The organism is Flagellimonas sediminis, assembly GCF_010500845.1.
Taxonomy (GTDB): domain Bacteria; phylum Bacteroidota; class Bacteroidia; order Flavobacteriales; family Flavobacteriaceae; genus Flagellimonas; species Flagellimonas sediminis.
Window position 1 is genome coordinate 1 of sequence record NZ_JAAAMI010000016.1, and the last position, 17967, is coordinate 17967.

17 protein-coding genes and 1 pseudogene are annotated in these 17967 nt (G+C 39.6%); 9 read left to right on the forward strand and 9 right to left on the reverse strand.

The window, feature by feature from the left end; genetic code table 11:
• Positions 1 to 126: 126 nt before the first annotated feature.
• The 7 genes and pseudogenes from GTK07_RS18520 to GTK07_RS18550 all read left to right on the forward strand — a co-directional run.
• Positions 127 to 723: pseudogene (locus tag GTK07_RS18520) on the forward strand (nuclease/transposase family protein); the annotation flags it as partial.
• A gap of 532 nt (positions 724 to 1255) precedes the next feature.
• Positions 1256 to 1879, forward strand: coding sequence for a transcriptional repressor LexA (lexA, locus tag GTK07_RS18525; protein WP_163636582.1), 624 nt, complete (start codon positions 1256 to 1258; stop codon positions 1877 to 1879).
• Positions 1880 to 1881: 2 nt separating this feature from the next.
• On the forward strand, positions 1882 to 2913 hold the full coding sequence (locus GTK07_RS18530) for a nucleotidyltransferase domain-containing protein (protein ID WP_163636583.1): 1032 nt from the start codon (positions 1882 to 1884) through the stop codon (positions 2911 to 2913).
• 3 nt (positions 2914 to 2916) lie between these two features.
• Positions 2917 to 4620: a ThiF family adenylyltransferase gene (locus tag GTK07_RS18535; protein ID WP_163636584.1), complete on the forward strand. Its 1704-nt coding sequence runs from the start codon at positions 2917 to 2919 to the stop codon at positions 4618 to 4620.
• A complete protein-coding gene (locus GTK07_RS18540; protein WP_203583845.1) occupies positions 4608 to 5105 on the forward strand; it encodes a Mov34/MPN/PAD-1 family protein in 498 nt (165 codons plus the stop codon). The genes GTK07_RS18535 and GTK07_RS18540 overlap by 13 nt, the downstream gene beginning before the upstream one ends.
• Positions 5092 to 6237 carry an SAVED domain-containing protein gene (locus GTK07_RS18545; protein ID WP_163636585.1) on the forward strand — a complete coding sequence of 382 codons (1146 nt, stop codon included), beginning with the start codon at positions 5092 to 5094 and terminating at the stop codon, positions 6235 to 6237. Before GTK07_RS18540 ends, GTK07_RS18545 begins: the two co-directional genes overlap by 14 nt.
• Before the next feature lie 432 nt (positions 6238 to 6669).
• The gene (locus tag GTK07_RS18550; protein WP_163636586.1) at positions 6670 to 7944 is read left to right on the forward strand and encodes a site-specific integrase; all 1275 of its coding nucleotides are present in this window, start codon (positions 6670 to 6672) and stop codon (positions 7942 to 7944) included.
• A gap of 237 nt (positions 7945 to 8181) precedes the next feature.
• Here the strand turns inward: GTK07_RS18550 and GTK07_RS18555 are convergent, their stop codons facing one another.
• Together GTK07_RS18555 and GTK07_RS18560 are read right to left on the reverse strand one after the other, a co-directional pair.
• Positions 8182 to 9180, reverse strand: coding sequence for a nucleotidyl transferase AbiEii/AbiGii toxin family protein (locus GTK07_RS18555; RefSeq protein ID WP_163636587.1), 999 nt, complete (start codon positions 9178 to 9180; stop codon positions 8182 to 8184).
• Complete coding sequence (locus GTK07_RS18560) at positions 9177 to 9791, reverse strand: DUF6088 family protein (RefSeq protein ID WP_067036133.1); 615 nt, start codon at positions 9789 to 9791, stop codon at positions 9177 to 9179. Before GTK07_RS18560 ends, GTK07_RS18555 begins: the two co-directional genes overlap by 4 nt.
• A gap of 599 nt (positions 9792 to 10390) precedes the next feature.
• Between GTK07_RS18560 and GTK07_RS18565 the strand changes: the two genes are divergently transcribed.
• Positions 10391 to 12187, forward strand: a complete 1797-nt coding sequence (locus GTK07_RS18565) for a ParB/RepB/Spo0J family partition protein (protein WP_163636588.1) — start codon at positions 10391 to 10393, stop codon at positions 12185 to 12187.
• Between the two features lie 241 nt (positions 12188 to 12428).
• On the opposite strand, the gene GTK07_RS18570 is transcribed toward GTK07_RS18565, so the two are convergent.
• On the reverse strand, positions 12429 to 12623 hold the full coding sequence (locus GTK07_RS18570; RefSeq protein ID WP_090294739.1) for a hypothetical protein: 195 nt from the start codon (positions 12621 to 12623) through the stop codon (positions 12429 to 12431).
• Positions 12624 to 12787: 164 nt separating this feature from the next.
• On the opposite strand from GTK07_RS18570, the gene GTK07_RS18575 reads away from it, so the two are divergent.
• Positions 12788 to 13552, forward strand: a complete 765-nt coding sequence (locus GTK07_RS18575) for a membrane metalloprotease (protein ID WP_163636589.1) — start codon at positions 12788 to 12790, stop codon at positions 13550 to 13552.
• 62 nt (positions 13553 to 13614) lie between these two features.
• Here the strand turns inward: GTK07_RS18575 and GTK07_RS18580 are convergent, their stop codons facing one another.
• The 6 genes from GTK07_RS18580 to GTK07_RS18605 all read right to left on the reverse strand — a co-directional run bounded on the left by GTK07_RS18580 (position 13615) and on the right by GTK07_RS18605 (position 17829).
• Positions 13615 to 14568, reverse strand: a complete 954-nt coding sequence (locus GTK07_RS18580) for a DUF4382 domain-containing protein (protein WP_163636590.1) — start codon at positions 14566 to 14568, stop codon at positions 13615 to 13617.
• A gap of 445 nt (positions 14569 to 15013) precedes the next feature.
• Complete coding sequence (locus GTK07_RS18585) at positions 15014 to 15835, reverse strand: NHL repeat-containing protein (protein WP_163636591.1); 822 nt, start codon at positions 15833 to 15835, stop codon at positions 15014 to 15016.
• A complete protein-coding gene (locus GTK07_RS18590; RefSeq protein ID WP_163636592.1) occupies positions 15825 to 16166 on the reverse strand; it encodes a hypothetical protein in 342 nt (113 codons plus the stop codon). Before GTK07_RS18590 ends, GTK07_RS18585 begins: the two co-directional genes overlap by 11 nt.
• A gap of 5 nt (positions 16167 to 16171) precedes the next feature.
• Complete coding sequence (locus GTK07_RS18595; protein WP_163636593.1) at positions 16172 to 16657, reverse strand: heavy-metal-associated domain-containing protein; 486 nt, start codon at positions 16655 to 16657, stop codon at positions 16172 to 16174.
• A 28-nt stretch (positions 16658 to 16685) separates the two neighbouring features.
• Positions 16686 to 17543 carry a hypothetical protein gene (locus GTK07_RS18600; protein WP_163636594.1) on the reverse strand — a complete coding sequence of 286 codons (858 nt, stop codon included), beginning with the start codon at positions 17541 to 17543 and terminating at the stop codon, positions 16686 to 16688.
• 13 nt (positions 17544 to 17556) lie between these two features.
• Positions 17557 to 17829, reverse strand: a complete 273-nt coding sequence (locus GTK07_RS18605) for a thioredoxin family protein (RefSeq protein WP_163636595.1) — start codon at positions 17827 to 17829, stop codon at positions 17557 to 17559.
• Positions 17830 to 17967: the final 138 nt, after the last annotated feature.

The window sequence follows — 17967 nt, forward strand, 5'->3', positions numbered from 1 at the left end:
ACTTTTTACAGATAGATCGAATCTAAAAGTGGTCCACTTTGGCCCGGCCAGGGTGGGTCACTTTCGTCCGGCCAGCTATGGTCACTTTAACCCGGCGAGGGTGGTATACTATGTCCGGCGTTTCCAAAAACTTACTTGGGAAAGGATTTTACGGATAAACGGAAATTGTTGGAGCGTGTAATCGAGGGTAAGACCAAACTATGCACATCACACATCAAGTTAAAGGATGGCAAGATTTTCTTATTGGCAGTATTCGAGATTGAAAAAGAAAACCATAACCTAAGACCAGAGATTATTGCAGAGGCTTCCCTGTCCCTTGAATATCCCATTGTTGTAAAGGTTGGCAAGGCAAGGCTTACCATTGGTACAAAGGAAGAATTTTTATACCGAAGACTGGCGATACAATCGGCACACAGACGGGCTAAGGTCGGGGCAACCTATTCCAAATCGGGTAAAGGTATTAAACGAAAACTAAAGGCAGTTGAAAGACTTGGTCAAAAGGAACGTAACTATGTCCATAACCGTTTGCATGTCTATAGCCGGAGGTTGATTGATTTTTGTGTTAAACATAGCGCAGGAACCCTCATACTTTTGAATCAAGGGGAAAAAAAAGAGATTGCTAAAGAAGAGGGATTTGTATTAAGAAATTGGAGCTACTATGATTTGATGACCAAAATAGAATACAAGGCTAAGAAAGCTGGTCTGGAATTAATTATTGATTGAATAGAATGGTTGAGGGTGCTTGTACGCCCATAAGGTGAGGTCAATGGCACTCACTAAATGCTAACTGCATATACAACGCGTGGGCTCTCTTATAACATTTAGTTCACCCCATTGAGTTTTTTTGTTAGTTTATTAAATGGCGTTGAAAATTAATTTACAGCTCTTTTATATTTTTTAATTCGGCATTATTGGATGTTCTAAAATTGACTTTTTACAAAATGACTACAATGGGTTGCTATGTTCTTCATTATTTTATCTGCATTTACTTTGAAGAAAGAGTTTTTACGATGCTTTCTAAAAAATTCTCATGAGTTATTAGAGCCACTTTTATAGGATTTGGAGTGTGATAGGTAAGGGGAATACGTTTGGAACAGAATTATTACAGCATTTATTATTCTCAATACAGAATTCCATGAAGCAATCATTTACTGGTGCACAAAATTTAAATTAACAAAACATGAATGTTGACAACTATTTTATAACTAACTATTTACGTTTGTCAATTAAGTGTATGTAGAGTGTATATTTATGTATGTTTTATAATTTAAGTGATAAAGAATTAGAAGCACTGAAAATCATTAGAAATTCTCTAGTCCATCAAGGAAGGATTCCAAGTGTACGCGAATTAATGATTGGTTTGAATTACAAATCACCACGTTCTTCTGCTGTTCTATTGAAGAGTCTCGAAGAAAAGGAAATTTTAAGAAAAAAAATGGATGGTAGTTATCAGATCGTTGATTTTGAAATACCAGAAGACTACGGTTCAAGAGCACAAACTGTAAAAATACCACTTTTAGGAAGTGTCGCGTGTGGAATACCAATATTTGCAGATGAGAATATTGAGGCAGAAGTTTCTATTTCAGTTGAAATGATAAAAAAGGGGTGTAAATATTTTCTATTAAGAGCGGAAGGAGACTCTATGGATAAGGCAGGAATTAATAATGGAGATTTACTTTTAATAAAACAACAACAAGATGCGGAAAATGGAGATAGAATATTAGCTTTAATCGATGATGAAGCTACTGTTAAAGAATATAATAAGAGTAACGGAATGGTTATTCTAAAACCAAAATCAAATAATAAAATACATCAACCAATAATACTTACTGATAATTTTAGGATTCAAGGTGTTGTTGAGAATGTAATAAAACTATAATTATGGCAAATAACATACAAGAAGCGTTTATAAAGTTTCATTCAAACATAAAGCTTGATTTTGAAAATAATCAGGTGCTTGTTGGAAAACGAGATATGATAATTGACGAAGTAAGAGTTTACCTGAAAAAGAAGGCTGAAGATGAGGGTGTTAAAATTAGCTTCACTTATGAAAATCAAGGTAGCTACTCAATGAGTACTGGGATTGAACCATTATCAGGAGAGGATTACGACATAGATATTATGCTTCTTTTTAATATTGAAAAAGAAGATTATACTGCAAAAGAAGTAAAGCAATGGGTTTATAATGCTTTAAATAAGTATCCTAGGACAGTTGAGATAAAAAAACCATGTGTTCGAGTACAATATCATCAATCTGGAGAAACACGTTACCACGTTGATTTAGCGGTATATTCTAATGGTAATCAAAATGGAAGCACTTATCTCTCCAAAAAACCAAAATATGCAAGTGATGACGAAGAATGGGAAGATGCAGAACCAAAAGAACTTAAAAAGCTTGTAAATGGAAAATTTTCTGTTGATGACGAAAGGCATCAATTTAAAAGATGTATACGTTATTTAAAAAGGTGGAAAGATTTCAAATTTATTAATACAGATAGTGGAAAACCAACAGGGATAAGTATCACTGCATTGGCTTTAAATGGTTTTGTACCTACACTAGAATACAATGGATTTACAAATACATATAAGGGAAATGATATAGAGGCTCTTAAAAATTTGGTTGATTATATTTTAAACCAATTTTCTTGGATCGATGATATCGAAGTAAGGTTACCTGTTAAACCTTACAATAATCTTTTTGAAAAAATGACGGATATCCAAAAAGACGATTTCAAGAAAAAATTAAATGATTTGAAGGATAAACTGGATGAAGCAATTAACGAGACTGACCCAAATAAATCAAGCAAAATTTTGATAAAAGTATTCGGTAAGGATTTTCCTGAAATAACTAAAAAAGAATCTGCTCAGGTTCGAAATTCCCCCGCAATTGTTAGTTCTCCAGACCAAGCTTAAAGGTTGGATTCTAGAGAATTATTAAATATGGTCAAATCCGTTAAGGGTTTTAGTTTCTTGAAGGAACTTAAATTAAATGAATTTCCATCGAAAAAATGGAATCTTGATTTTGGTTTTAGCGGGAATGTTGAAATTAATGGCACAATTTCGACATTAATTATTGGGTTTAATAACCATTATCCATATAACAAACCATTATATTTTATTGAGAACTACGATGAGTTTGGATTTATACCTCACGTGGAAAGTGATGGATATATATGTTATACTGAAGATAATATTATTCTTAATCCCGAGTTACCTAAAGAAATTCTAGAGAGTACGCTGCTCGAGGTAATAGATACACTAGAAAAGGGATTAAATAAAAAAAATGATGCAGACTTTATTGAGGAATTTGAAGATTATTGGTCGAGAAACCGGACTAAACTTTCCATAAAAGTACTTTCTTCTTTTAGACCGACCAATAAAGTGCAAATTATAAGAAGAGCTAAAATTGGCGGAAAAATTATTATTGGCGCTGATGACAATGTAATAAGAGAAATTGCGACTAAATTCCATATTGCAAAAAACTTAAATGCCCTATATAGAAACTGCTTATACATTCCACTAGCAGAACCTTTACTACCCCCAAACTATAATGAATTTTGGAGTTCTAAAGAGTTTAAGGTTAATATATATCATAATATTAGTGATGAAAATCGACAAATATTAGATGAATTACTTCACGACTACAATAACGTCAAAAAGGAAGAAATAATAGTTGTTTCACAACCAAAAAGTAATGGCTTTTCGATTTTTGGCGTGGTTTATAAAAAGCTAAAAGAAGTTTGTCATCCTTTGACTTTTGATGACTTAAGCTTTGAAATTAGCCCTCTTGAAGTTACAAGAATTGAAAAGGAAATTATTCAACCAAGAGGAGGTGGAGATAACTCTTTAAACCAAAAGAAGGTCTTATTGGTTGGTTGTGGGTCTGTTGGAAGTATTTTAGCACCAGAACTAATTAAATTCGGAATAGATAATATTGCTATAGTTGATAACGATTTTATTACCCTAGATAACATATATAGACATCAATTGGGACTTAATTTTTTAGGAAAGAACAAGGCTGAAGCAATGTTTAAGTTCTTAAATGAAAACTACCCTTTCACTACAATTATACCATTGGTTGATTCTATAGAGAATTTAATTTCAAATGGCATTGTCAATTTTAAAGATTATGATTTTATAATAAGTGCAACGGGTAGTCCGAATACAAACTTTTACCTCAATAAGTTCCTTTTTAAAAACAACGTTAAGACTCCAATAATTTACTGTTGGAATGAGCCGTATGGAATAGGTGGTCACAGCTTATTGGTTCAAAATAAATATGGCTGCTATAACTGCCTATATGACGAAAATTTATCTAATAAAGGTTCCTTTTGTTTGCCAGGTCAGCATTTTTCTAAAAAATTAGCTGGATGTTCCAGTTCATTCGTCCCATTTAGTTCCTTGGATAGTCATCGAACTGCTGTTTTAACTTTAGGCGTAATCAAGAATTTTTTCAAAGGAAATATTAGTAATAATCCTTATTTATCATGGAAAGGTGATAAACAGGAGTTTGTTGATGCAGGCTTTATTACTTCGAAAAGATTTGAACTATCGGAAAATGAGTTATTTGATACGCGTTATGGATATATTGATAATAAATGCCCCGTATGCCAAGTATAATAAGTGATATGGTATTTTCTGTTTCTAACGGAAAGAAGCTTAAAATAGATGAAAAACCAATTAAAAGTATGTTAAGTTATGTACAAGACATGGATGAAAAAGATGAAGCTGGAGGAGTTATTTTAGGCAGGGTTATTAAGGAGTCAAATAACGTAGTAATTGATGTAAATACTGAGCCTATGGAAGGTGATATTAGATCTCGGACTAGGTTTAAAAGAGGTAAAAAACGGCATCAAAAAATAATAAATGAAATTTGGAAAAAATCGGAAGGCACTTGTAATTATTTAGGTGAATGGCATACACATCCTGAAAAGAACCCATCTCCATCATCAGTTGACATCAAAAGTTGGACTAGAATCTTAAAAAAGGATGTTTTTTCCACGAAATACTTATACTTTATTATTGTTGGAACAGAATCTATTGGTGTTTGGGAAGGTAATAGAGAAAATCTTAAAATTAAAAAGCTAAATAATGTCAAAAGATGATCGGGATTCCATACCTGTAGCAATTAGGAATAAAGTATGGGTTGAAGCAGCGGGGAGGTGTGAATTTAGAGGATGCAATGTCCATTTATGGTATAATAATATTACGGGAAGAGTAACGCCTTTTGGTGAGTTGGCACATGTCATTGGTGCTAGTAGAAGAGGGCCAAGAGGTAATTGGAATTCACCAAAACTTCAAACTGACCCTAAAAATTTAATGCTATTATGCAAGAAATGCCATAAAGAAATTGATTTCGGTAATAATATTGCCGAATATCCTGCAAAGGTATTATTTGAAATGAAAAAAGAGCATGAGGAGAGAATCAAATTCCTTTTAGACACACCTCGAGATAAGACTAGTATTTTAAAATTTTCTTGTCCGATTAAAAATAATACGATAGTAATTAATAATGAAAGTGTTTACAATGCAGTTCTACCAAAATATCCTGATTCGTTACCAGCTTATTGGCATACAATTGAGGTAGATAACTTTGATTACAGTGATTCGCATTGGCAATATGTAATTAGCCTAATAGATAAGGAATATGAAAAAGTTGAGAGAAGAATTTTAAATACTGAAATTAATAATCTATCAGTTTTTGGAATTGCACCGATACCGCTCCTAATATATTTTGGGTTTAAATTTAATGATAAACTTCCAGCCGACGTTTTCCACGCTCGGGCAAATAATTTGCCGGAAAAGAGATTTAATTGGATAGATTCGGATAAAAATGTAATTACAAAATATACCGTTGAAACGATAAGAAAAACTAATTCAAAGAAAGTTCTGTTATTATTAGCATTAAGTGATTATTTGGAACAAGACAAATATCAAAACATTGTTGAGGATAAAGATTTCAATATTTATAAACTTTCAATAAAGTCACCGAATCCAAAGTTTTTAAAGAGTAAAATTGATTTAAATACATATAAATATGAACTTAGGGGTCTATTAAATATGATTCAAAAGGATTGTGGCAAGAATTGCGAAATTCATTTGTTAACAGCTATTCCAGCTTGTATTGCAATCGAAACCGGGAGAATGATTTTATCCACAAAAGACCCGGAAATTTTGATTTATGAGTACTTTAACGGTAGTCCACAAATCGTATTAACCGTAAATAAAATTCATTAGATTATACCTGTGAAGAATAAATTTTTACGGGTACCTTGTATTTGTTTTTGAAATGAATTAAGTATTTTTATTTAAAATAAACACATAGGATTTGTGTTCGAAAGTTGTTTTTTGCTTTCCGTGTTCTAAACGGGAATACCTTCAAGATTACAGGGTTAAAACAATGATTTTCAATACGATAAGATTTTGTCGATGATTCAGTCATCCCGACGAACCATGGTTTTATGACACTAAGTAAAACCTTAATTAATTGAAAACCAGAAAATTAATTTTTTCTGGTTTTTTTTATTTCCATCTGAAACCATCGATGAGGATGTCCTATAGAGTGTCCTATTTTTGTCGGGAAAAATTCCCTAAATTGTACTTCCGTAATTGATTTTTCGTGTGATTTGACTTTCGCTTAATCCAAAGTTTAACTTAAAGCGAGAACACATGAATACCTCTAACGCCTTCAGTATCAGTTTTTGGCTGAAAAAATCAGGAAGAAAAAAAGATGGACGTTTTCCAATTTATGTCCGAATCAGATGTAAAGGAAAAAATGCAGATCTCAGTGTCCATCGATCAACTTTTGAAGAACGATGGTGTCCTATTTTGGGAAAAATGGACCATAGGGCCAGTGAATCCGTTGTTGTCAACAAATATTTGGACGACGTCCGGGCAAAATTACTGGAATGCCATCGACAACTCTGTGCGGAGAGCAACTTTATAACGGCACAATCCATCAAGCTTAGATATCTGGGGAAGGACAAGGTGATGCTCACCCTATTGGACCTTTTGGAGTATAACCGAACCTATGAGTTGCCCAAACTGGCCAAAGGGACAGTCAAGAACTATTCTTCTACAGAGACCTACCTGAAACGTTTCATTGGCAAAAAATATCGGGTGCCCGATATTGGGTTGGCCTCCATTGACTATGCCTTTTTGATTGAATTTGAAAACTTCCTGCGGAACTGCGAACCCATCAAGTCGTTCCAAACATTGAACAACAATGGCATCATGAAACATATGCTACGGTTCAAGAAATTGGTGACCATGGCCTATAAATTTGATTGCATCCCCAAGAATCCCTTCAACCTCTATAAAGTGAAAATGGAGGATTATGACAGTGCTTTTCTGGAAGAGGAGGAAATCTTGGCACTGGGCCAATTGAAATTCGAGGAAAAGGGGATGGAACTGGTCCGCGATATTTTCCTTTTTGCATGCTATACTGGACTGAGCTACATTGAGATCAAACTTCTCAAACCCAACGGTATCGTATCCGGCATCGATGGGGAACTATGGATCGATGTAAAGCGCCAAAAGACCAAGACCGAAGTCAAGGTCCCCCTATTGACCAAAGCCAAGAAAATCTTGGAGAAGTATGCGGATTTTCCCAAAAATGAAGATATTGTTCTTCCTGTGTACTCAAATCAAAAGGTGAATCAATACCTAAAGATCATTGCACAAAGGGCAAATATTGATAAGCACCTAACGTTCCATGTGGCCAGACATACCTTTGCAACAACAATCACCCTTATGAACGACGTACCCATAGAGACCGTTTCCAAGCTCTTGGGGCATACCAAGCTTTCCACGACCCAAAAGTATGCAAGGGTGGTGGAAAAGAAAATCAGTAAGGACATGGCCCAATTGAAAAACATATTGGATGAGAGCAGCCATAAAATTCAAGATACCAGTGGGGTTTCCAATTTGAGAATTGTACGGTAGAGCTGTAGGGGTATTGTTATTTCTATTTAGAATACCTTTCAGGAAAGCAGTTTTTGCTGATGAGCGGGTTGTTTTATGCGCAATATCGAATGCAGTTCGACTTCAACAGATAAGACAGGACACTTAGTTTCAAGGGGTCAAAAGTCAGCTGTCGCGGAAAGGGACTCTACTTCAACGCTACTTTAACATTTGAGTCCTGTTTCTGGGCTATTTGAGAACAATTGGAATCAAAATGAACTAGGCTGAATTAAACCTATCTCTCAAGCCGGTCAGCTTGTTGATTAAATCTTTAAAGCTTTCCGTTTTACCATAGAACATGCTCTCTTTCATCTCCGCATAATCTTCTTCCCATTCTGCCATAACTTCTTCAGGTGGAATGAAATTCAAAGTTTCATAACCATGCTTTGAATAATCGATCCAAGATATTCGTGCATATACTTCTCGGTGTGCCACAATTTTGTCGTACAATGCTTTGTCCTTTATTGCCGATTCCCCAAATCCTGTATCCATCATTCTGGATACATCATATAAATGCCTTGTCATTCGATGACCTCTTATTGGTCCCCGTTCTTTTGGTTTCTGAAATTCCTCATGCAATAGGAACAGTTTTTCCAAAAATGTGCGTTGAGGCAAAACTGTGGGTATATTAACGGCTTTATCAGCAAAGGATAGGCCTCTGTACATTTCCCCAATAAACGATATAACTTCTCTATTTTCAAAGGGTCCCCGAAGTGACCTGGAGCTTATTTCAACCAGTATTCTTGGTTCTAAATAGGGAACCTTGTCGACCAATGACTTATAGCGGATTTCAATGGCCAAGGGATCAGTATCTGATTCTTCAAAATCGCGGACATGGATGGTAAAATCCTTGATGCCCATTTCATGAAGCTTATCCTCTAAATCTTGCGGCAGTATCTCGCTCACAAACTTGCATGATGCCTTTCTAAGTTTTTTAACCTGTTTTCGGGAAAGATCTCCCTCAAATTCAAAAAAGGATTTATCCATACCCAGATCTATGTCCTCCGAAAAGCGCTCAATAAGTCTCCATGCTTTGCTCAAGGACGTACCTCCTTTGAAAACCAAGTGGTTTGAATATTTGGTTTCGAATAGGGTACGAAGGACAGCGACCACCCACCAATCCTTTTCTATGGCCGCCTGTGGAAGGCCTTTTAAAATACTTGTTTGAACAATCACTTCTCTTCTGTCCTGTTCGGATAAATCAAACCATTCCTTCATGTCGGTTCCCTTTTTGATAGTGAATTTTGCATAATTTCAGAAATCCAAACAGGAGCTAGTTTCATATCATGAACTATTGATTCTCTGTCAACCTTTTGGAGTATCATATTTATTTTTTCCAAGGTTTTGTCATCTATATTGTGTTTGCCCAATTGGCGCAGGGCTTGCATGATAAGGATATTGGTCTCACTCTTGACGGCTAGAATTTTAGGGGAAGCCTTTTTAAACTTTATTGTATTTTCCCCAACGGATATGGTACGGGAAGTTCCGTCCGTTAAGTAAACTAAATTCAAAGGTACCTGTGTGGAAAGCCCCAGTTGGTTGAGTGCCTGAATCCCAGTGGGAATAATTCTGGCCTTATCCCTTTTAGAGATTGCTTTGGCAATTTCTTCCAAAGACGGATATAACGTCCCAAGTAGCTTGTGTTCTTTGGGATATAGATAAATGCCTTGGGCCAATCGGATCAAAAAACCTTTGTCCTCTAACCTTTTCAATGCTTGCCTTATCGCTTCAGATGTACCGAATTTGGAAAAGTTTTTCGGGAAAAAAATTTTTCCACGCTTATGGTTCGAAATTGAGTTTTTTATAAGTTTTTCAGTGGGTATGGGCATTTTGCAACTTATTTTCCGTCACAAATTTAGTAAAAAAATGTGACGAATAAATTTTTGGGGAGACAAGAGTGAAAATCACAAAAGATGGAGGGTGTAAACCTAGTGCTGTTGGTCAAGACCAACAGCACTAGGCAAATTTTACACATGGTAAACATCGGTGTTCACGAGCTATTTTGATATTTCGAGTGAATTGTGAACACCGATGTTTACCATGTAGTGAAGTTAGTTTTTTCCAGGAAGAAAGTCAATGGGGTAGGGGCTTTGTCGACGGTGTGTTATAAACAAATTAATGAACAGTGTGCTCTTGGGCCAAAATTCTTAAACTTGTCTATATGCATGGCAAGGGCAACCATTGGGTTCCCAAGGAGCGCTTTTGAAACCATTATAAATCACATCAGGTACCAACGCTTGATTTTGCCTTATAACTTTTATTTTCTTACCAATATTCCCGAAAGTTAAGCTCGCACTATTTTCTCGGACAAGGGACGGCATAAAACCGTTCCGATGGTCACTGTTTATTCCGTTTCCTTGCCGCTCCAAAATTTTGTCTTCCGCTTGGTTTCCGCTCAAATATTGTTTAACCAAAAATCCAAAAAATCATGGAAACACAAACAAAACAAAGAGCGACAAGCAAAAGGAATGCGGACCAATCATCAAAAGCAGAGCGACCCACACCGCAGAAGGAACGGAACTCTGTTCCACAGATCCAGATGTTGGAAATCGGTTTGGTTTCGCCAGATCCGACACAACCCAGAAAAACCTTGGATGAACAAAGTCTCAATCATTTGGCACAGAGTATTGCCGAGCATGGTGTATTGCAGCCCATCACTGTGAGAAAATCTGATGACGGCTATATCATCATCATGGGTGAAAGGCGATTTCGAGCCAGTAAATTGGCAGGATTGCCTACTATTCCAGCCATGATAAGGGAATATGCGGGCTCTGAAATTTTGGAAGTCCAGATCATCGAAAACCTCCAAAGGAAAGATGTGGAACCTACTGAGGAGGCCGAGGCCATCCAATTTTTGTTGGACCGTTACGAACCCGTTGAGATTGCCAAACGTCTCGGGCGTTCGGAGAACTTTATCCGCCAGCGTATCAAATTGGCCGGTTTGATCGAGGGATTCAAGGCCTTTGTCCGAAATGGGGAAATGACCTTGTCCTTGGGAGTCGCAGTGGCACTTTTTGAGCCCGGCGAACAACAGATGTTATTGGAAAGCCTGGAAGGGAAATTTCAGGAACATCGGATCAAACGGATGATCGAGAGCCGAACCTTTGACCTGACCAAGGCCAGCTTTGATGTGACAGATAAGACCTTATTGCCCAAAGCAGGGGCATGTGTTGCCTGCCCTTTCAACGCTGCCAACCAAGGCAACTTGTTCGGGGAAGGGAAGATGGTCTGTACCCGGACCTCCTGTTTTGAGAACAAAAAGACAAAGACCTTTTTGCAACTCCTGAAAAGAGTAAAAAAGGAAGGATTGAAACTGGTGCCCAACATCAACAAATATTGGGTGGACGAGGAGCGGAACCAGTGGGTCATGGCCCAAATGGAAAAAGAAGGTCTAGAAGTACATTTGACCAATGAATTCGAAATTTTAAAGGAGCCTGTTGAGCCTACCATGAAAAGCATTAAAGAAGAGCACCGGCACTATGAATACACCGAGGAAGAATTGGCTGAATTCCTTGACGAAGCTTTGGAATCCTTCACCGAGGAAAAGGAGGCATGGGACAAGGCCGTGGAAAATGGATTTGAAAAGGGTATTCTACTGGAAACGGATACCTACTTGACACAGTCCATTTTTGTAAAGGTCAGGGAAGAAACCAATAATGGAAGTTCAGGTGCCAAGTCCTTGGAGAAACGGAAGATGGCTGAATGTTCCCCAGAGGAACAGATCATCAAGATTCATACACGGGAACTTAGGAAAAAACAGATCGAGAACAACCACCAGTTCAAGGAAGTGGTGGATATGATCCGGGAAACGGATTACATCAATAGGGACAAACCTTTGACCACGGATGAAATGGTGGCCATCTCCATCTCACTGTTCGAGAACAACATTGGATATTATAGTCAAAGGGAACATTTTGAGGGGTTCATTGGGGAGGATTCCAAATTGTCCCGAGAGGAGCTGGTGGCCCGGTTCAAACAAAACTTCAAGAAAGAGACCTTCTATAAACTGATACGGTTTTTGTTGACCCGGCAGGTACACCTTGGGGAAAGCAACCATACCAATGACCTGACCAATCAATCTTTCTATGTGGCGATGCTATCCTTTTACAAAAAAAAGATCTCGGCCATTGAAGAAACATATGCAGAAAGTCGTCAAAAGCGTGAAGCAAGGATCAAGGAAAGGATTATAGTTCTGGAACGGCAGGCCAAGGCAATTGAGGATTAACAAAGATTGATGGAAGGGGCCTGTCACCAGGTCTCTTTTTTTTGGACATCCATTGTTTATCTACATCGTTATGTAAGCTATAATGTCCAACTGATTATTGTGCTCCCAGGGTTCTACTGAATGGACCAAGGTAATGGGATAGCTTCCTTTATCCCTTCCCTTAATTAAACCTATGGTTCCATTATGGGCATGGACACCAAAAAAAGAGTGGGGAACATGTTTTTTATCTAGGGTATTACTTTTAAAATTCTTTTTTGCCAAACTCACTATCAATGAACCGCGATTTGTTCTTTGCGTTACTGAAGGTATAGGATAGACTTGGGATAATTATGTCCACCACAATGATATATTTGATGGTGGTAAAAAATTCCCCTTCCCCAAAGGTCGTGAAAGCTACTCTTTGCTGCCCAAAAGCAAAAGATCGATATTTTGCCACCGCAAGGTGGTGCTCAGGCGATTGTCCATAAAGGACTTTCGAAATGTTAGGTCGGGGGAATTTAGTTTAAAAATAAACGGGACAAGAGCATACTATCCTTTTTTATCTGCCGTTGGGTAAATATGGAATTACATGTAAGAAAAAGATTTTGTTCCATTTGTTTAATGGGATTGCTTGGTATTTTGGGTCTTGGCTGCAGTGCCGACTCTGGACAAGCGGATGATGGAAATGGATTGAACGACACAATGGATGTTTCACAGAACCGTAAGTCCGTCGGGGATTCGGCCGCAGATCTGTTGGATGGTTCCCGTTTTCCAGCACTGCACCTTGAAATATTCTATGTGGAAGGCCTGAAGCCCAGTGCAACAACCTTGGACAATTTTGAGTCCTTCTTGATGGAACGGCTCCATAAACCCGATGGGGTTACCATTGCGCTTACAGAGATTTCATCCCCGGGGCAGGCCGTTTATTCCATTACGGATATCAGGAACTTGGAGGAAGATATACGTACAGCCTATAACCAAGAGGGTATCCTAAAGGTTTTTGGCCTTTTTATTGATGGGGAATATTCCGAGAACACGGAAAACGGTTCCGTATTGGGGGTAGCCTACAGGAACACCTCCTTTGTCATCTTTGCGGATACCATCCGGGAATTTAGCGGACAACCCTTGGCCCCGAGCACTGCGGTTCTGGAGACCACGGTCCTTGACCATGAGTTTGGACATCTATTGGGATTGGTAAATGCCGGTACCCCATTGCAAAGTGCGCATCAGGATGAGCCACACGGAAAGCATTGTACCACTGAGGATTGTCTGATGTATTGGACAGCGGAAACCGGTGAGGGGCTCATCAATATGATCAGTGGCGGCACCATTCCAGGATTGGATGCCGCCTGTTTGGCAGATTTACAGGCCAATGGTGGCAAATAAAACCTTTGACAATAAAAAAAGCCCCGTTCTGGGGCTTTTCTTGTTATAATCGATGGGATTGCCTATAGCGAAGCGGTCCCGGTCACGGTGACATTGGCGCTCAACTGTAGGGCCGATGTGATATTGATGGCCCCCAGGTCGAGACCTGTGGTGGACTCCACTTCCAATTGTGAGTTGAAATAAAACTCAGTACCATCTTGGGTATAGGAAGCAAAGATGAGTTCATACTCCCCTTCGGCCAAAAAGTTAAGGCTATAGGAGTTGTTGATTCCGCCCACTTCAGCACTGGTCACGGCATTGGCGAACCTGATACTGCTCTCACCCTGGCCCTGGGTCTCCACTTCGGCATTGTATGTGCCCTTTTCATAGGCATACACCACAATTTTATCGGAAGTATCTTGGGAATCGTTGACCGTACCCGAAATCTCTCCCGTCGCTTCTTTGTTTACGGTCCGAATACCTGCGGAAAGCTCAGAAAGCGTCACGAAATCAAAGTCTGATTCCAAGGTCCCCTGTTCTTCCTTTATGGTCTTTCGCAGGTCGAAATCGATGATGATCTCATTGGTATTGGTGGCAAAGACCTCAAAGGAATCCGTGATGTCCACAGTATTGGAAGAGGCCTCTATCCTGTCCTTGGTCCCATCGGCCATTTCCACATAACATCCGGGACTGTTGCCGTTCATGTCATTGGCATAGTCCAGGACCAATTCAATGTTGGAATAGGTCCCTGCCTCCATTTGGAGATTGCCCAAGGTCTTCGTCTGGCCGTTGACCAAGGCCGAAAGGTCAAAAGTGGTCTTGGAGAACCCCTCAATGGAGTTTCCGTTCACCTTTACATCGGAGACCGTGATGAACACCGCTTCCACTTTCGCATTGTCAATGGGTGCATCGGTCATTTTAAGGGTTGTTTGATAAGATTCCTTCTCTACATTGTCATTTTCATTGTTGTCACTACAGGATACTATCAAAAGCATTGTTCCAAAGATAATTCCCAAGTTTTTCAAAAGGGTCTTCATAAAAATTAAGATTTAAGGATTTATTATTTGTTTTAGTAATATAACAATTGGCATACGTCAAACCCTACTTGGGTCAAACAGGCCCAATACAATGCCGACTACCTGGAATGATGGTTCGGACTCCCTACGATAGGGCTCACAGCTGATATGGCATACTTAGAAACACATTGAATTTTTTTGATTAAAGAGGTCAAGGGTCCTGGTCTGTATACGTAGAACATTGGTTCTGAAATTTTAAATCAATGAAGGTTCGATGATTTTGGACTTTTCGATTGGATTGTTCAAACAACAAGCGGGAATGTGAACCTTGAAATTTGGGACAAAAACATGATTCTGGGAATCTTGTTTTCAGTAATGGCTTAATCGGTTTCCCGCTCAGTTTAAAGGATGGTCGTTTTGTAAAGCGAACTTTTTAAGGAACAAGTGAATTGTCCAATGTCCCTCACTATTTTCTGGACCAGATTAAAATTGCGTTCTCCTTAAAATTCGTGCTGTATAGGTATTCCCCGTCGAATTGCACATCCGTTGGATACATGATGCTTTCGGTCAAGACTTGCTGCAATGATCCATCAAAGTTGTAAATCAACACCCGGCCATTTTCTTGGTCGGTAATTGCGAACTCCCTTCCCCCCATTGCAATACCGGAAGTGACATTCATTTTTTCATTTCCACCAATGGTTTTTAGGTGTGTTCCATTGAACCCGAATACCTGTATTCTGCTGTTGTACGCATCGGCCACATATATCCTGTTATCCTTCATCTTTACATCTATCGGATAGTACAGCTCCCCATCTTTGTGCCCCTGCCTGCCAATAGTGAAGCATTCATTCGGTGTCTGTACGATGATTCGGTGGTTATAAAAATCGGCTACAAGAACTGTATCTCCGTAAATGGAAACCCCTGCTGGGGCCTGTGGCCTTTTGGATAGTTTCAAAGGCCATCTTTTGTCATCTCTATATTGCCAGATGGTGTCCGTCAAAAATTCGGGAATAAACAGGGTGCCATTGTCAAAATGGATGTTCATTGGTCGCTGGATACCAGTAATCGAATCCAACAGCTCTCCGTCCCGGTCGATCTTGTAAAGCCTAAAATAATCAGGGTCGGAAAACCATATCGCATCACCATCTTTGGCCAAAGCCAAGGGTCGGGCTTCCTCGGGCAGCATGATCTTCCGTTCGAACTGCCATTGTTTCTCGGGCTGCTCACAACTTGACATAAGGGACAATAAAAAAACAACCTGAATAATATGTGCGGGTCTAATATTCATATCCATAGTTTACTATCGTAAGTATTAAAACCAGAAATGTAACGGTCCAAAGCGTCCACGAATTAATGAGGTGCTTTTGTCCATGGTTTAGACAAGGACCTGCATTCCCACATTTCTTTTCTTTTTTGATGTTTTTAAAATGGGCGAACCCAAGCGTTCCTGCCGAAATAGTGGTCAGATAGGGCTGCACGGGATGCACCCATTCAAAATTCCCACCCAAGAAACCCAGTCCCGCCACGACCGACAACAAGGTCGGGGCCAAACAGCACATTACCGGAAGAAGGGCCGCTACCAAGCTGGTGCCCAATACCATTTTGAGAATTACTTTCATAAGGCCTATTCTATTTTGGACAGTATGATCTCCCATTGGTCCGAGAGATTATCATCATCTTCATCCTGTACCGTGCCACTTAGCGTTGTCCTGCCCACCGCCAATTTTTGAACCAATTCGATAGATGTATTCTGCGATACCGCAAACCGTTCGTTATCGGTCTCGATGTACCATTGGCCATCCTCTTTTGTTGCGTTACCCATTAGAACCACTTCGGCTTTCCTTGCCGAAAAACCGTTCTTTTTGACTTCTTCCTGAATGCTACGTAAGGTAAGGTCATTCTTTTCGGCCAATCCCAAATACGCCTTTCCATCGTTCAGGCTGACGCGAACCTCCTGAAGCCCGTCCATCTTTTTCAACCCGCGTTCCAATCCATAGGCACAGGGCGCGCAGTCCATTCCATAGACTTCTTGGTCAACCCTGGCGATTTGGCCGCTTATCGTGCCTATTCCAAGAATACCGATCAGGGCCATCATTTTGATGTTTTTCATTATATGTGCTTTTTAATTTATACTGTGTTTACAACCAATAACTTAAATTTACGGCAATCCGATACCTTTCTTTTACCGAACCGGGTGTCAAATCCTGTACTACTGGAACCATCGCACCAAAGGATATGCCCCAAGCACCGTAAAGTCCTAGGAAAGAAGGTCCCACCAAAACCTTTGTACTGCGCGTATCGCTAAAATCCAGTTGTCCATCAATTTTATTGCCTCCAGGGAATTCGGCCAATGATTCGATAAAGATGCGCCAATCGGGTTTTGGGTAATCACCCATAAAGATATTGGGCCGGTACCCCACAACGGCACTCGCATAGGGCAGGTCGCCCAATCGTTCGTCATCTCTTTCAAAATAATATTGGTAACCGCCACCGATCCATGCATACCAAGTGCGTGAGGCATAGCCCGTGGAAATGGCCGCATGTATAGCGTTGCCGACATTGACCTGTCCCCTGACATTATCGGTAGGAGCGGAAACACCCACGACGGCAGTGGACTCAAACCGCTTACCCACACCAAAGGCGTTCGAGAAAAAACGGTACCAAAGGGAAGCCTCGATATCCCCATTGGCGGGCATATTGCTATTGCCCCGTGTCCTTGGCGTCTCACCCAACCGTTCTATCATTGTGGGCGTGGTAAGGTTTACCTGTAGATCTTCTGTAATGCCATAGGAAAATAGGTAGCGCAACATATAGGAGGTTTCGGTTTCTGTGCCTAGGCTCATCCCGGCCACGTTCAAATCCACCCCGCCTTTGGCAAGGGTCGGTGTCTGTAGCCCATAGAGGGGGCCGTGGCCCTGGGCCATCACCGATCCTGATATGGCCAATAGCAATATCAATTTGACATAGCGAATGTTCAGGAATATTCTACAAATCATATGCAAACACTTTTCAATTATGACTGCCAATTCCTGCTTCCACCAATTCCATTTCGGTAATGGCCGAATCCTTACAGCATTCCAAGAGCACACCGTTCACGACCACAGCAGGCACTTTCTTGATGCCGTATTCATCCAACTTATCAAGACAGGTCTTGTCCTCACATTGCCTGACCAGATCATAGGTCGTTACCTCACATGTATCGCAGGCCAGTTCTTTAATCTTTTTGACCACGGGGTCACAGACCGGACAATTGGCCGTAAATACTTCTACTTGACGTTTCATGTTTCTGTTTTTTAAATAGTTTAAAATTTCCTGTACGCGACATGGAATTCAAACAATGCATCAAAGGTAGAATGGTGGGTAGGGTGGTCTCCAAATAAAATTTCAAAAAAAAAGCCCGCATCGTGCAGGCCATCCAAT